General features: G+C 70.6%; 14 protein-coding genes. 10 read left to right on the top strand and 4 right to left on the bottom strand.

All coding sequences use genetic code 11. The features are described from left to right. Nucleotides 1–132: 132 nt before the first annotated feature. The 3 genes from OQ02_RS05420 to dapF are packed head-to-tail and all read left to right on the top strand — an operon-like array spanning nt 133 to nt 2,549. Nucleotides 133–831, top strand: coding sequence for an aromatic ring-opening dioxygenase LigB (locus OQ02_RS05420; RefSeq protein WP_033437147.1), 699 nt, complete (start codon nt 133–135; stop codon nt 829–831). Nucleotides 832–835: 4 nt separating this feature from the next. Next, nucleotides 836–1,738 carry a tRNA (adenosine(37)-N6)-dimethylallyltransferase MiaA gene (gene miaA / locus OQ02_RS05425; RefSeq protein WP_033437148.1) on the top strand — a complete coding sequence of 301 codons (903 nt, stop codon included), beginning with the start codon at nt 836–838 and terminating at the stop codon, nt 1,736–1,738. Nucleotides 1,739–1,748: 10 nt separating this feature from the next. After that, nucleotides 1,749–2,549 carry a diaminopimelate epimerase gene (gene dapF, locus OQ02_RS05430; RefSeq protein WP_033437149.1) on the top strand — a complete coding sequence of 267 codons (801 nt, stop codon included), beginning with the start codon at nt 1,749–1,751 and terminating at the stop codon, nt 2,547–2,549. Nucleotides 2,550–2,552: 3 nt separating this feature from the next. Here dapF and OQ02_RS05435 read toward each other — a convergent pair whose 3' ends face one another. Further along, complete coding sequence (locus OQ02_RS05435) at nt 2,553–2,843, bottom strand: hypothetical protein (protein ID WP_051771870.1); 291 nt, start codon at nt 2,841–2,843, stop codon at nt 2,553–2,555. 48 nt (nt 2,844–2,891) lie between these two features. On the opposite strand from OQ02_RS05435, the gene OQ02_RS05440 reads away from it, so the two are divergent. Next, the gene (locus tag OQ02_RS05440) at nt 2,892–3,239 is read left to right on the top strand and encodes an aromatic-ring hydroxylase C-terminal domain-containing protein (RefSeq protein ID WP_051771873.1); all 348 of its coding nucleotides are present in this window, start codon (nt 2,892–2,894) and stop codon (nt 3,237–3,239) included. On the opposite strand, the gene OQ02_RS05445 is transcribed toward OQ02_RS05440, so the two are convergent. Beyond that, entirely contained in the window at nt 3,236–4,108 is an 873-nt protein-coding gene (locus tag OQ02_RS05445) for an SMP-30/gluconolactonase/LRE family protein (protein WP_033437151.1), read from the bottom strand. The two genes, OQ02_RS05440 and OQ02_RS05445, sit on opposite strands and share 4 nt — an antisense overlap. After that, nucleotides 4,101–5,342, bottom strand: coding sequence for an MFS transporter (locus tag OQ02_RS05450; RefSeq protein ID WP_033437152.1), 1,242 nt, complete (start codon nt 5,340–5,342; stop codon nt 4,101–4,103). The genes OQ02_RS05445 and OQ02_RS05450 overlap by 8 nt, the downstream gene beginning before the upstream one ends. A gap of 64 nt (nt 5,343–5,406) precedes the next feature. On the opposite strand from OQ02_RS05450, the gene OQ02_RS05455 reads away from it, so the two are divergent. From OQ02_RS05455 to OQ02_RS05465, 3 genes are read left to right on the top strand one after another with little or no spacing between them, the layout of a single operon-like run. Further along, complete coding sequence (locus tag OQ02_RS05455; protein WP_033437153.1) at nt 5,407–5,901, top strand: ArsR/SmtB family transcription factor; 495 nt, start codon at nt 5,407–5,409, stop codon at nt 5,899–5,901. Nucleotides 5,902–5,944: 43 nt separating this feature from the next. Continuing rightward, the gene (hflX, locus tag OQ02_RS05460; protein WP_033437154.1) at nt 5,945–7,390 is read left to right on the top strand and encodes a GTPase HflX; all 1,446 of its coding nucleotides are present in this window, start codon (nt 5,945–5,947) and stop codon (nt 7,388–7,390) included. A gap of 4 nt (nt 7,391–7,394) precedes the next feature. Then, nucleotides 7,395–8,423, top strand: coding sequence for a hypothetical protein (locus OQ02_RS05465; protein ID WP_033437155.1), 1,029 nt, complete (start codon nt 7,395–7,397; stop codon nt 8,421–8,423). A 112-nt stretch (nt 8,424–8,535) separates the two neighbouring features. Here the strand turns inward: OQ02_RS05465 and lexA are convergent, their stop codons facing one another. Continuing rightward, a complete protein-coding gene (gene lexA, locus OQ02_RS05470; RefSeq protein WP_231499899.1) occupies nt 8,536–9,213 on the bottom strand; it encodes a transcriptional repressor LexA in 678 nt (225 codons plus the stop codon). Nucleotides 9,214–9,454: 241 nt separating this feature from the next. Here lexA and OQ02_RS42180 point away from each other — a divergent pair, with 241 nt between their 5' ends. From OQ02_RS42180 to OQ02_RS05485, 3 genes are all read left to right on the top strand, one after another. Then, nucleotides 9,455–9,952, top strand: coding sequence for a LysM peptidoglycan-binding domain-containing protein (locus OQ02_RS42180; protein WP_197043221.1), 498 nt, complete (start codon nt 9,455–9,457; stop codon nt 9,950–9,952). Between the two features lie 484 nt (nt 9,953–10,436). Then, the gene (nrdR, locus tag OQ02_RS05480; protein WP_033437157.1) at nt 10,437–10,895 is read left to right on the top strand and encodes a transcriptional regulator NrdR; all 459 of its coding nucleotides are present in this window, start codon (nt 10,437–10,439) and stop codon (nt 10,893–10,895) included. Nucleotides 10,896–11,039: 144 nt separating this feature from the next. Continuing rightward, complete coding sequence (locus tag OQ02_RS05485; protein WP_033437158.1) at nt 11,040–13,901, top strand: vitamin B12-dependent ribonucleotide reductase; 2,862 nt, start codon at nt 11,040–11,042, stop codon at nt 13,899–13,901. The last annotated feature ends 92 nt before the right edge of the window (nt 13,902–13,993 follow it).

A 13,993-nucleotide genomic window follows, 5' to 3' on the forward strand; every position in this document is an offset into this window, starting at 1 on the left:
GCCCCGCCTACGACGGGGCCCAGCACCCGGGTACCGCGACGCTCCTTCAGAGTGCCCAGTACCTCGCGCGCATTCAAACAGGTCAAAGCTCGCATCGGTACCGGTGGTGGCCGATGAGTAGCGTTGGCTGCCATGATCCCGCGTTTGGCGGTCCTGCCGCACCCTCCCCTGCTGGTGCCCGAACTGGTCTCCGGCGCCGCGTCGGACACCGAACCGGTGCGCTCGGTGTGCCTGGCCGTCGCCGGGGAGCTGGCCGAGCACTCGTCGGACTGGGTGGCGGTCGCGGTGGACCCGTCCGGGCCGAGGGTGGTCGAGGACGTCGCGGGCACGTTCCGCGGCTTCGGGGTGGACGTCCGGGTGTCGCTGTCCGCGGAAGTGCCCTGCACCGACGCGTCCTCTGTGGATGACGACCTGCCGCTGCCGGTGCTGGTCGCGGCGTGGCTGCGGGAACGGGTGGGCGCACGGCGGGTGCGGGTGCACCTCGTGCCGCCGGACCTGCCGGTCGCCGAGTGCGTCGCGCTCGGCGGGCGGCTCGGTGGTGAGCGGGCGGTGCTGGTGCTGGGTGACGGGTCGCACCGGCACGGTGAGCTGGCCGTCGGCCGCACCGACGAGCGGGCCGGGCCGTTCGACGAGGACGTGCGCAAGGCCCTGGCCACGGCGGACACGGCGGCCCTGCGCGCGCTGGACCCGGCGTTGGCGGCTGAGCTGGGCGCCTCCGGCCGGGCCGCCTGGCAGGTCGCTTCGGGCGTGCCGGGCGCGTGGCGGTGCACCCGGTCGTCGTTCCTCGCCCCGTTCGGCGTCGGCTACCACTTCGCAGTCTGGGAGGCTTGAGCCCGTGAGCACCCCCGTCGCCGTAGTCGGCCCCACCGCCACCGGGAAGTCCGACCTGGCCGTCCGGCTCGCCGCCGAGCTTGGCGGCGAGGTGGTCAACGCGGACGCGATGCAGCTCTACCGGGGCATGGACATCGGCACCGCCAAGATCACCGCCGGTGAGCGGCAGGGCGTGCCGCACCACCTGCTCGACGTGCTGGACGTGACCGAGACGGCGTCCGTGGCCGCCTACCAGCGCGAGGCGCGGGCCGTCGTGGAGCGGCTGCTGGCCGAGGGGCGCACGCCGGTCCTCGTCGGCGGCTCGGGCCTGTACGTGCAGGCGGTGCTGGACGACCTGGTGTTCCCCGGCACCGACGAGAAGATCCGCACCCAGCTGGAGCAGGAGCTGTCGGTGTTCGGCGCGGAGACGCTGCACGGGCGGCTGGCGCAGCTCGACCCGGCGGCGGCGTTGGCGATCCTGCCCAGCAACGGTCGCCGGGTGGTGCGCGCGCTGGAGGTCATCGAGCTGACCGGGCAGCCGTTCTCGGCGACGCTGCCCAAGCCCGGTCCCGCGCGTTACGGCACGGTGGTGGTCGGGCTGGACCGCGAGGTGTCCGCACTGGACGAACGGGTGGACGCGCGGGTGGCGCGGATGTTCGAGGCCGGTCTGGTGGACGAGGTCCGTGCGTTGGCGGAGCGTGGGCTGCGCGACGGCCGCACGGCGTCCCGCGCGCTCGGCTACCAGCAGGTGCTGGCGGCGTTCGACGGCGAGTGCACGCTGGAGGAGGCGGCGGCCACCACCGCGCAGGCCACCCGGCGGTTCGTCCGCAAGCAGCGGTCGTGGTTCCGCCGCGACCAGCGGGTCAGGTGGTTCGACGCGGCGGCACCGGACCTGGCCGGGGACGTGCTCGCGCTGGTCGCCCCGTAGCCTGGTCGCTGTGGGAGTCGAGTTTTTGAAGGGCCACGGCACCGAGAACGACTTCGTCGTGCTGCCCGACCCGGACGGCGTGCTGGACCTGACCGAGGCACGGGTGCGCGCGCTGTGCGACCGCCAGCGAGGTCTGGGCGCGGACGGCGTGCTGCGGGTCGTGCGGCCCGACTTCGGCCCGTGGTTCATGGACTACCGCAACGCGGACGGCTCGATCGCCGAGATGTGCGGCAACGGGGTGCGCGTGTTCTCCCGGTACCTGGTGGAGGCCGAGCTCGTGCCCGCCGGTGAGTTCACCATCGGCACGCGGGCCGGTGAGCGGCACGTCGTCGTGCACTCGGACGGCACGGTCACGGTGGACATGGGGCGGGTGCTGGTCACCGGCACGAGCACCGCCACGGTCGACGGCCGGACGTTCAGCGGGGTCGCGGTGGACGTCGGCAACCCGCACCTGGGCTGCGTGACGGACGTGCCGGTGGCGGAGCTCGACCTGCACCTGCCGCCCGGCCACGACCCGGCGCAGTTCCCGCACGGCGTGAACGTCGAGTTCGTCAACGTGCTGGGCGACGGCGCCCTCCGGATGCGCGTGCACGAGCGCGGCGTGGGCGAGACCAGGTCGTGCGGCACCGGCACGGTGGCCGCGGTGGCGTCGTGGCTGCACGGCACCGGTCAGCGGGTCGGCAAGGCCACTGTGGACGTCCTCGGTGGACAGGTGTCCGTGGTGATCGAGGAGGAGAGCTCGACGCTCACCGGCCCGGCCGTGCTGCTCGCCCGCGGTGAACTCGACCAAGCCTGGTGGGACGCGCTCTAAGAACTACCGGAGCACGAGCGCCACGCCGTGGTCCAGCCGTCGGTCGAACGCGGTCGGCTCGAGGTCGTCCGCCACGGCCCGCAGTGACGGGTAGCCGCCCAGCGAATCACCCAGTCCGGCGACGCCGGGCGCGGCCTGCTCCTCCTGCACCAGCCCCAGCGTGAGGTGGACGAGGGTCCACAGGGTCCACGCCGGGCGGGGCACACCACCCGCTACCAAGGCCGCCGCCAACGCTTCGGCGAAGCGCAGCGTGCCGGGCTCGGCCGCGCAGGTCCCGACCACGCCGAACGCCACCCGGTCGGCGTCGACCTCCTGCGGAACACGCGGGCGCAGACCGCGCTGATGACGGCGTACTCGGTGGAGGGGCAGGCGTTGCGCGAGGTGATCAGCGCCCGGATCGCGGACGTGCCGGCGTTCTCGCGGACGTTGGCCGAATCGCTGTCCGCGCTGTCCGTCGCGTACCCGGCGGGACCGGACGACCACCCGTTGACCGGCACCCGCGCGCCAAACCTGGAGTTCGCCGACGGCGACCTGTTCACCCTGCTGCACCCCGGCCGGCCGGTGCTGCTCGACTTCACCTGCGGCGCGCTCGACGGTCGTCCGGTGGCGCTGACCGGCGACCGCCCGGCGTGGGCGGACGTGCGGTCCGCGCTGATCCGGCCGGACGGCCACGTCGGGTGGGCCGCCTAGAGGGCGAAGACCTCCAGCCTGCCGAGCCGATCCCCGGCCACCGTCTCCGGCGGCGAGGTGGGCGCGGTGCAGCAGACGAGCTGGTCCTCCACGATGGCGACGGCGAAGCAGAGCTGGCTGGTTTCCACCTTCCGGGTGATCTCGCCGCCCTCTTCGACCCGGAACGCGAACGGCTGGAGCGCGGGCGCGACCCACACTCCGCCATCGGCGTCCACGGCGATGCCGTCCGGCGCGATGAAGTGCTCGCGCAGCGACGCCCACACCTGCCGGTCCGACAACGAGCCGTCGTCGGCGACCGCGAAGCTGGTCAGGCCGAAGGCGAGGGTTTCCGCGACCACCAGCCGTCCCCGCTCGCCACCTCGGCCGGGCAGCAGCCCCATCCCGTTGGGGAATTTCAGGTCCTCGGCCGCGACGCCGACCGCGCCGTCCGGCTGGACCAGCGCCAACGGCGTGCCGGGCGGCACCCAGTCCGGCTGCAGCATCGGCGCCTCGCCACCCGCCGCGATGGCCGCGTGCAGGTCGAAGCCGAAGTTGCCGACGTACGCGCGACCGCGGGCGTCGACCAGCATGTCGTTGGCGTGGAAGGTGGCGATGCCGTTCAGGTCGGCGTGCTCGACCAGGCCGCCGTCCTCCAGCCGCAGCACCTTCCGGTCCAGCATCGACACCACGAGCAGCCGACCGTCCGGCAGCCAGCCCAGGCCCGACGGCTGCCCCGGCACCGTGCAGACGACCTCCTCGTCGCCCGTCGCCAGGTCGAGCGCGCGGACCTCGTGGCCGTAGAAGTCCGAGTAGTAGAGCCTGCCGTCGGCCCCCTGGCGCGGCCCCTCGCCGAACCGGAGACCTTCGCGGAGCACGGTGGTGTCAGCCATGCCGGTCGACCGTAGTGACCGCCGGCACCTCCCGCATCGCCCGCAGTGGTGACAGGACCACCCACAGCACCGACAGTGCCTGCCCCGTCATCGCCACCCACAACGTCCCCGTGACCCCGATGCCGCCGCCGAGCACGCCGCCGACCAACCCGCCCAGCGGCATCGAGCCCCACACCACGAACCGGATGCTGGCGTTCATCCGGCCCAGCAGGTGGTCCGGGCAGATGGACTGCCGGTAGCTGACCTGGGCGATGTTGTAGACGGTCGCCCCGTACGCCACCGCGGCCTCGCCGACGACCAGGAACGCGATCCGCCAGTCCGCCGCGCCGAGCGGGATGAGGATCCCGAACGGCCAGGTGACCAGGCCGGACAGCCAGATCACCGTGTTCTGGCCGAACCGGGCGTTCCACCGGTTGACGGTCAGCGCGCCCAGCACGCCGCCGATGCCCGCCGAGCTGAGCACCAGGCCGACCACGCCCTCGGACAGGTCCAGCCCGCGCACCAGGAACAGCACCAGCACGGCCGCACCCATGCCGCCGAAGAAGTTGGCGGTACCCGTGCAGCCGACGATCGCGCGCAGCGAGCGGTGCCCGAAGACGAACCTCAAGCCCTCGGCGATCTCGTGCGCCAACCCCGGCTTGTCCGGCTGCCGGGGCGGCGGTTCCTCCGTGCGGATGCGCAGCAGGAACAACGCCGAGGCCAGGTAGCCGACCGCGGTGGCCAGCACACCGACCGCCGCGCCGACGACCTGAGCGACACCACCGGCCACGGCCGGGCCGGACACCTCCGCCACCGCCCGGCTGGCCTCCAGCTTCGAGTTGCCCTCGACCAGCTGCTCCCGGCCGACCAGCGCGGGCAGGTACGACTGGTAGGCGATGTCGAACATGACCGTGGCCGCGCCGACCAGCAGCGCGACCACGACGAGGTGCGTCAGCGTGAGCGCGCCCAGCCACCAGGCCACCGGCACGGTCAGGAGCAGGGCCGCCCTCGTGAAGTCGGCCACGAGCATCACCGGGCGGCGGCGCAGCCGGTCGACCCACACCCCGGCGGGCAGCCCGATCAGCAGGAACGCGGCCGTGCCGGCGGCCGACAGCACGCCCATCTCGAACGGCGTCGCGGCCAGCGCGCCCACGGCGAGCAGCGGCAACACCGTCCGGCCGATCGTCGAGCCGAACTGGCTGATGGTGTCGCCTGCCCACAGCAGGCGGAAGTCGCGATGAGACCAGAGGGACACGCCCTGAAGTCTCGCGGGAGTGATTGGAAAGTGTCAATCACTGAGCGGAGACGAGTCTTATGCTGTGCCCGTGCCCAGACGGATCGCCACCGCCGACGAGGCCGCCGCCCTCGCCTCGGACGTGCGACTGCGGATCATCCGGCTCACGTACGACACGCCGCTCACGAACAAGGAGATCGCCGAACGCCTCGGCAAGGACCCCGCCACCACCCTCCACCACGTGCGCAAACTCGTCGCGACGGGCTTCCTCGAACCGCAAGGGGCGCGCTCGGGCAACCGGGGCGCGCGGGAGATCCCCTACCTGTCGACCGGCCTGTCGTGGCAGCTCGACTGGCGGAAGAGGCCGCTGGCGGCCAAGGAGGCGATCCTCCAGGCGTTCCTGGGCGAGGTCGCCGACGTGGGCGTCGACGCGCTGCGACAGGTCCGGCTCGTGGTGCGGGCCGACCCGGAGGAACTAAACCGGCGCCTCCGTTCGTTGTTCGATGAGCTGGCAGCCGAGCCGGCACACCCCGACGGGGAACGCGTGGCGATCTACCTGGCGATGTACCCGGGCGATTAACCACTCGGACCCGGTAGGGGTGCCGTGGGACGATGAAGGGCAAATGACGGAAAACACGCACATCAGCAACGACTGGCTCGACCACGAGGACGAGCTGTCCACCGGCGACCTGGCGCTCGAAGAGCGCGCCGCACTGCGTCGCGTAGCGGGATTGTCCACCGAGCTCGAGGACATCACCGAGGTCGAGTACCGGCAGCTCCGACTGGAGCGCGTCGTGCTGGTCGGCGTGTGGACCGAAGGCACGGCGGCCGACTCCGAGGCGTCCCTGGCCGAGCTGGCCCTGCTCGCCGAGACGGCGGGCTCCGAAGTGCTGGAAGGCCTCGTGCAGCGGCGCGACCGGCCCGACCCGGCCACCTACATCGGCTCCGGCAAGGTCCACGAGCTGCGCGACGTCGTGATCGCGACGGGCGCGGACACGGTGATCTGCGACGGCGAGCTCTCCCCCGGCCAGCTGCGCCAGCTGGAGGAGAAGCTCAAGGTCAAGGTCGTCGACCGCACCGCGCTGATCCTGGACATCTTCGCCCAGCACGCGTCCACCCGTGAGGGCAAGGCGCAGGTCGAGATGGCCCAGCTCCAGTACCTCATGCCGCGACTGCGCGGTTGGGGTGAGTCGCTGTCCCGGCAGGCCGGTGGTCGTGCCGGCGGTGCCAACGGCGGCGTGGGTCTGCGCGGTCCCGGTGAGACGAAGCTGGAGACCGACCGCAGGCGCATCCGCGCGCGCATCGCGAAGCTGCGCCGCGAGATCGCCGCCATGAGCGTCACCCGGGAGACCAAGCGGCACCGCCGGATCGCCAACTCGGTGCCGAACGTGGCCATCGCGGGGTACACGAACGCGGGCAAGTCCAGCCTGCTCAACGCGCTGACCGGCGCGGGGGTGCTGGTGCAGGACGCCCTGTTCGCGACCCTCGACCCGACCACGCGGCGCACCGAGACGCCCGAGGGCCTGCCCTACACGTTGACCGACACGGTCGGCTTCGTGCGGCACCTGCCGCACCAGCTGGTCGAGGCGTTCCGGTCGACGCTGGAGGAGGTGGCCGACGCGGACCTGCTGGTCCACGTGGTCGACGGCTCGGACGCGATGCCGGAGAAGCAAGTCGTCGCGGTCCGCGAGGTGATCACCGAGATCTCGTCGCGGCGGGACGACCCGATGCCGACCGAGCTGCTGGTGGTGAACAAGGTCGACGCGGTGGGCGAACTGGGCATGGCCCGCCTGCGCCACCTGTTCCCGACGGCGGTGTTCGTGTCGGCGCAGACCGGTGAGGGCATCGCCGAGCTGCGGGAGCGCATCGCGACCATGACGCCGCGGCCGGAGGTCGTGGTCGACGCGATGGTGCCGTACGCGCGGGGCGAGCTGGTCGCGCGCGTGCACCGCGAGGGCGAGGTGCTCAAGGAGCGCCACACCGAGGAGGGCACCGAGCTGTCCGCCCGGGTGCCGCGTGACCTGGCCGGCGTGCTGGAGAAGTTCGCCGTGGACGGAAGCCGCGCTTGAGCCGTTGCGCGCGTTCGCGGTAGTCGTCGGGCTGTTGTTGACGGCCGGTTCCGCCTCGGCGGAGCCGGCCGTCGTCGACGTGTGCGCGGTGACCGACCCGCGCCTGGAGGAGCTGTCCGGCTTCGCGTCCGACGGCAACCAGTGGTTCGCGGTGAACGACAGCGACAACGGCCGGCTGCTGATCCAGGTGCTCGACCGGAATTGCGCGATCACCCGGACGATCACCGCGCCGAACAACCCGTTCGACGTCGAAGACCTCGCCCTCGCTCCTGACGGAACCCTGTGGGCGGCGGACACCGGCGACAACGGCAAGTCGCGGGAAACCGTGGCATTGCACGCGGTTTCACCGGACGGCGGCAGTCGTTTGTACCGACTCACGTATCCTGACGGAAAGCATGACGCCGAAGCATTGTTGGTGGACGGCGCGGGCATTCCGCACATCATCACGAAGGAAACGATCGGGTCGGCTTTGGTGTACCGGCCGGCGTCCGGGTTGAGCGAGGGCGCGGCGACGCCGATGGAGCAGGTGGCCCGCGTGTCGATCGGCAGCACGGACACCGCAGGCGGCCCGTTGCAGAACCCCGTGGTGACGCGCGTGGTCACCGGTGGCGCCATGTCGCGGGACGGCAAGGTGGCAGCGCTGCGGACCTACACCGACGCGTACCTGTTCCCGGTGCCGGACGGCGACCTGGCGAAGGCGTTGGAGGCCGACCCGGTGCGGGTGCCGCTGGCCGGCGAGCCGCAGGGCGAGGCCATCGCGTTCGACCCGGACGGCACGCTGCTGTCGGCGTCCGAGTTCGGCAACGCCGGCAGCACGTCGTCGACCGTGCGTGCGGTCACCGGTGCGGCGGCGTTGGCCGAGCCGCCGGCGCCCACCACGACCCCTGCGGAGGCCCCGGCGCCCGGCGGTGACGCTTCGGCCGCTCCCCCGTCCTCCGAACCGCGTTCGGTGTGGCCGGTGGTGGGTGGCGGCGCGGTGGCGTTGGTGCTGCTGGGAGCCCTGGTACGGCGTTCACGCAGGCGAAAGGCGTAAGTGGCCCGCGCCTCACGGCCCGGACCGCCCGCCTTCCACGTCCTGCCGACTCCCGGAACCGCCGTCGCCAGAGCCGCCCGCTTCAAAGCCTCCCGCTGACAGAGCTTCCGCTTCAGAGCCTGCGCAGTACCGCCACGACCTTGCCCAGGATCGTCGCCTCGTCACCGGGGATCGGCTGGTAGGCGACGTTGTGCGGCATCAGCCACACGTGCCCGTCTTCCTTGCGCTTGAACGACTTCACGGTGGCCTCACCGTCGATCATCGCGGCCACCACCTCGCCGTTGTCCGCCGTCGGCTGCTGCCGGACGACGACCCAGTCGCCGTCGGTGATGGCGGCGTCCACCATCGAGTCACCCACGACCTTCAGCAGGAAGACGTCACCCTCGCCGACGATCTCGCGCGGCAGCGGGAACACGTCCTCGATGGCCTCTTCCGCCAGGATCGGCCCACCGGCCGCGATGCGGCCCAGCATGGGCACGTACGCGGGCGTCGGCTTGGACGACGGGTCCAAGCCGGTCACGATCTCGGTCGGCAGCACGCCCACCGCGCGCGGCCGGTTCGGATCGCGACGCAGGTAGCCCTTCCGCTCCAACGCGCGCAGCTGGTGGGCGACCGAGGAGGTGGAGGTCAGGCCGACCGCCTCCCCGATCTCGCGCACGCTGGGCGGGTAGCCGAACCGGTCCAGCCAGTCGCGGATCACGTCGAGCACCTTGCGCTGGCGCAGGGTGAGCCCGGCGTTGCCCGCGATGTCCGCCGGTTCGGGCGCGGAGGGCACATCGGCGGTGCGCAGGTCTTCGCTTGTCTTGCGTGCCACGGTGCTTCCTCCTCACCGGTCCCGATTGCCCAGGCCGGCTATCCGACGATCTTCACTTGTGGACGGTAGTCGCGTTACCTGTCCAGATCAAACACCTGTTCGAAGTAAACCTCGGCGTGTCGTAGCGATTTCGCCCGACGAAGTGGTAGACATTCGCACGGACGTTCGATCGAACACAGGTTCGATCAGGATCGGATGACCTGCGATGGAGGGCATCATGGCGGTGGTCATTGGCACCCGGAACAGCTTCGAACTCGTGGACGGCGCCGGTGCCGAGGATGTCGCCCTCGGCGCCGGATTGCGACCCGGACCGCGCGTGCTCCGCCGGTTCGAGTTGGCGGACAAGGACAGTCGCCGCCCCGCCACCCGAGCCCGGCGACTCGCAGTACACCGCACCTCGCCGGACCCCGCAGCCTGCCAGGTGCGGCCCCGGCGCCACCCGGCACTCGAGTTCCTCGCGTACTCCGCTGCTGCAGCCGTGTTCGCCGCGCTGCTGAGCCTGCTCTACCTGTACGCGTCAGGGGCCACCACCGTCCCCGAACGTACTAACGTCGTACACGTCCAGGTGGGCGAGACCCTGTGGGACGTGGCGGAGCGCAACGCCCCCCACAGCGACCCGGATGCCGTCGTCTCCCGCATCCGCGACCTGAACGACCTCCCCGACGCCGACATCACCCCCGGCCAACCCCTCGTCGTCCCCGACGGCACCCCCTAACCCCGTGAGTCCTACGTTCAGAACCCGTGAGTCCTACGTTCGGAACACTCGTGTCCTACGTTCGGAACCCGTGAGTTGAACGTTCAGGACGGCACGGCGACGTCTCGAGCGTTGGACTCGCGCGTCCTGAGCGTTGAACTCGGGTGTTCGGAACGTAGGACATGGGTGTTCGGAACGTAGGACTCACGCGTCGTGAACGTAGGACTCACGGGTTCTGGACGTAGGACTCACGCGTTTGCGTTTGCGATTTGGCGGTGACCTGCGGCGAGCCGGCGGGCGTTCCGTGATCGGCGGGTCGCGGAGCGCGCACTCACCCGACCGGGTGACGAGAACGGGCGTGTCCGAGTTGCAGAGCGGTAGGCTCGCGGCATAGGTTGACCCCTACATCTAGTGGTTACACCGTTGTAGTTAGTCCACAGGTTGGGGTATTCCCCATCATGGTGGCTAACGCGATGGATGCTGCGCGGAGGAGGGGAGACGAGCCGTGCGATGCCCGTTCTGCCGGAACGCGGACTCCCGCGTGGTCGATTCGCGCGAGGTGGACGAAGGCCAGGTGATCCGCCGCCGGCGGTCCTGCTCCAGCTGCGGTCGCCGGTTCACCACCGTGGAGGAAGCCGTGCTCGCGGTGGTCAAGCGGTCCGGTGTCACCGAGCCGTTCAGCCGGGACAAGGTCGTCAACGGCGTCCGCCGCGCCTGCCAGGGCCGCCCCGTCGACGAGGACGCCCTGCAGCAGCTCGCCCACCGCGTCGAGGAATCCATCCGCTCGGGCGGCAACGCCGAGATCCCGAGCCACGAGGTGGGCCTGGCCATCCTCGGCCCGCTGCGCGACCTGGACGAGGTGGCCTACCTGCGGTTCGCCTCCGTCTACCGCTCCTTCTCGTCCGTCGAGGACTTCGAGAAGGAGATCGCCGATCTTCGCACCGCCCAGCTCACGGACGACTGAGCGGACGCGCCGCAGGACTGACGGGTGCAGGACCGGCGACGCAGGACAACAGCAGGACAACGAGCGACCGCCTCGGACGGGGAGCCCGGACGTGGTCGCGCCGACACACTTCGAAGACGATTCGAAAGACGAGAGGGACCCGGGATGACGGAGACCGTCGGTGGCTCCAGCAAGAGGACGGCCACCCGCAACGGCGCGGGGGACAAGAACGCCAAGCTGAAGGTGGAGCGCGTCTTCACCACGGCGGGCAAGCACCCGTATGACGAGGTCACCTGGGAGCACCGCGACGTCGTCATGACGAACTGGCGCGACGGCTCGGTGAACTTCGAGCAGCGCGGCGTCGAGTTCCCCGACTTCTGGTCTGTCAACGCGACCAACATCGTCACCAGCAAGTACTTCCGCGGCGCGGTCGGTACGCCGCAGCGCGAGCACAGCCTGCGCCAGCTCATCGACCGCGTGGTGAAGACGTACGTCGCGGCGGGCGTGGAGCACGCCTACTTCGCCACCGCCGAGGACGCCGAGATCTACGAGCACGAGCTGACCTGGATGCTGCTGCACCAGGTGTTCAGCTTCAACTCGCCGGTCTGGTTCAACGTCGGCACCACCTCTCCGCAGCAGGTCAGCGCCTGCTTCATCCTGTCGGTCGACGACACGATGGAGTCGATCCTGAACTGGTACCGCGAGGAGGGCCTGATCTTCAAGGGCGGCTCCGGCGCCGGCCTGAACCTCTCCCGGATCCGGTCGTCCAAGGAGCTGCTGTCGTCCGGCGGCACGGCGTCCGGCCCGGTGTCGTTCATGCGCGGCGCGGACGCGTCGGCGGGCACCATAAAGTCCGGTGGCGCGACCCGCCGTGCGGCGAAGATGGTCGTGCTGGACGTAGACCACCCCGACGTCGAGGAGTTCATCCAGACGAAGGCGCGTGAAGAGGACAAGGTCCGCGCGCTGCGCGACGCCGGGTTCGACATGGACCTGGGCGGCAAGGACATCGTGTCCGTGCAGTACCAGAACGCGAACAACTCGATCCGCGTGTCGGACGAGTTCATGCGCTCCTACGAGGACGGCGGCCAGTTCGGCCTGCGCTCCCGCCAGACCGGCGAGGTCATCGAGCACGTCGACGCGAAGGACCTGTTCCGCAAGCTGGCGCAGGCCGCGTGGGAGTGCGCCGACCCGGGCATCCAGTACGACGGCACGATCAACGACTGGCACACCACGCCGGAGTCGGGTCGGATCACCGCCTCGAACCCGTGCTCGGAGTACATGCACCTGGACAACTCCAGCTGCAACCTGGCGTCGCTGAACCTGATGAAGTTCCTGAAGGACGACGGCACGTTCAACGCGGAGCTGTTCGCCAAGTCGGTCGAGCTGATCATCACCGCGATGGACATCTCGATCTGCTTCGCGGACTTCCCGACGCCCGCGATCGGCGAGACGACCCGTGCGTTCCGCCAGCTCGGCATCGGCTACGCGAACCTGGGCGCGCTGCTCATGGCAACCGGTCACGCGTACGACTCCGAGGGTGGCCGCGCGCTGGCCGCCGCGATCACGTCCCTGATGCAGGCTGTGGCGTACAAGCGTTCCGCGGAGCTGGCGGGCATCGTCGGCCCGTACGAGGGCTACGCCCGCAACGCCGAGGCGCACCAGCGGGTCATCCGCAAGCACTCGGCCGCGAACGACATGCTGCGCACCTACCACTCGAACGATGCCGCGGTGCAGAAGGTCGCGACCAAGGCGTGGCAGGAGTGCCAGAAGGTCGGCGCCCGCAACGGCTGGCGGAACGCGCAGGCCAGCGTGCTCGCGCCCACCGGCACCATCGGTCTGATGATGGACTGCGACACGACCGGCATCGAGCCGGACCTGGCGCTGGTGAAGTTCAAGAAGCTGGTCGGCGGCGGCTCGATGCAGATCGTCAACCAGACGGTGCCGCGCGCGCTGCGGGTCATGGGGTACCAGGAGGAGCAGCTCGAGGCGATCGTCGAGTACATCGGCGAGCACGGTCACGTGGTCGACGCTCCCGGGTTGAAGACCGAGCACTACGAGGTGTTCGACTGCGCGATGGGCGACCGGTCGATCGCGCCGATGGGTCACGTGCGGATGATGGCGGCGGTGCAGCCGTTCATCTCGGGCGCCATCTCGAAGACGGTGAACATGCCGGAGACGGCGACCGTCGCCGAGGTCGAGGAGATCTACTACCAGGGCTGGAAGCTGGGCCTGAAGGCGCTGGCGATCTACCGCGACAACTGCAAGGTCGGCCAGCCGCTGTCGGCGGGCAAGACGGCCAAGGCGGTCGGTGCGGGCTCGCCCTCGTCCGAGGTGAAGACCGAGACGATCGTGGAGTACCGGCCGGTGCGCAAGCGCCTGCCGAAGAAGCGCCCGTCGCAGACGGTGTCGTTCACGGTCGGCGGCGCGGAGGGCTACCTGCACGCCGGTTCGTACCCGGACGACGGGCTGGGCGAGATCTTCGTCAAGCTCGGCAAGCAGGGTTCGACGCTCGCCGGCGTGATGGACGCGTTCTCGATGTCCATCTCGGTGGGCCTGCAGTACGGCATCCCGCTGGAGTTCTACGTCTCGAAGTTCCAGAACCTGCGCTTCGAGCCGGCGGGCATGACGGACGACCCGGACGTCCGCATCGCGACCAGCGTCCTGGACTACCTGTTCCGCCGGCTGGCGCTCGACTACCTGCCGTTCGAGAAGCGCGCGCAGCTCGGCATCTTCACCGCCGACGAGCGCACCGCGCAGGTGTCGGCCGACTACGGCAACGGCGACGTGGACCTGGAGGGTCTGCGCACGTCGGTCGACTCGGCTCCCGCTCCGGCCGCCACCCCGGCGCCCGAGGAGAAGAAGCCCAAGCCGCAGGACGTGAAGGTGGGCAGCTCCACGGAACTGCTCGAACTGCACCTGGGCAAGGCCGCCGACGCGCCGCTGTGCATGACGTGCGGCACGAAGATGCGCCCGGCCGGCTCCTGCTACCTGTGCGAGGGCTGCGGCTCCACCTCGGGCTGCAGCTGATCACGCACTGATGGGAAGTCACGTGCGGTGAGGCGTGACTGACAGCTTCACTGCGACATGGGGGCTGGGACCAACGCGTCCCAGCCCCCATG

Source organism: Saccharothrix sp. NRRL B-16314 (assembly GCF_000716595.1).
Lineage (GTDB): Bacteria > Actinomycetota > Actinomycetes > Mycobacteriales > Pseudonocardiaceae > Actinosynnema.

Bases quoted from the DNA above. Each gene is read 5' to 3' on its own strand.
- OQ02_RS05420 (WP_033437147.1), top strand. From the start codon at position 133: ATGATCCCGCGTTTGGCGGTCCTGCCGCACCCTCCCCTGCTGGTGCCC.
- OQ02_RS05440 (WP_051771873.1), top strand. From the start codon at position 2,892: ATGACGGCGTACTCGGTGGAGGGGCAGGCGTTGCGCGAGGTGATCAGC.
- OQ02_RS05445 (WP_033437151.1), bottom strand. From the start codon at position 4,108: ATGGCTGACACCACCGTGCTCCGCGAAGGTCTCCGGTTCGGCGAGGGG.
- hflX (WP_033437154.1), top strand. From the start codon at position 5,945: ATGACGGAAAACACGCACATCAGCAACGACTGGCTCGACCACGAGGAC.
- OQ02_RS42180 (WP_197043221.1), top strand. From the start codon at position 9,455: ATGGCGGTGGTCATTGGCACCCGGAACAGCTTCGAACTCGTGGACGGC.
- OQ02_RS05485 (WP_033437158.1), top strand. From the start codon at position 11,040: ATGACGGAGACCGTCGGTGGCTCCAGCAAGAGGACGGCCACCCGCAAC.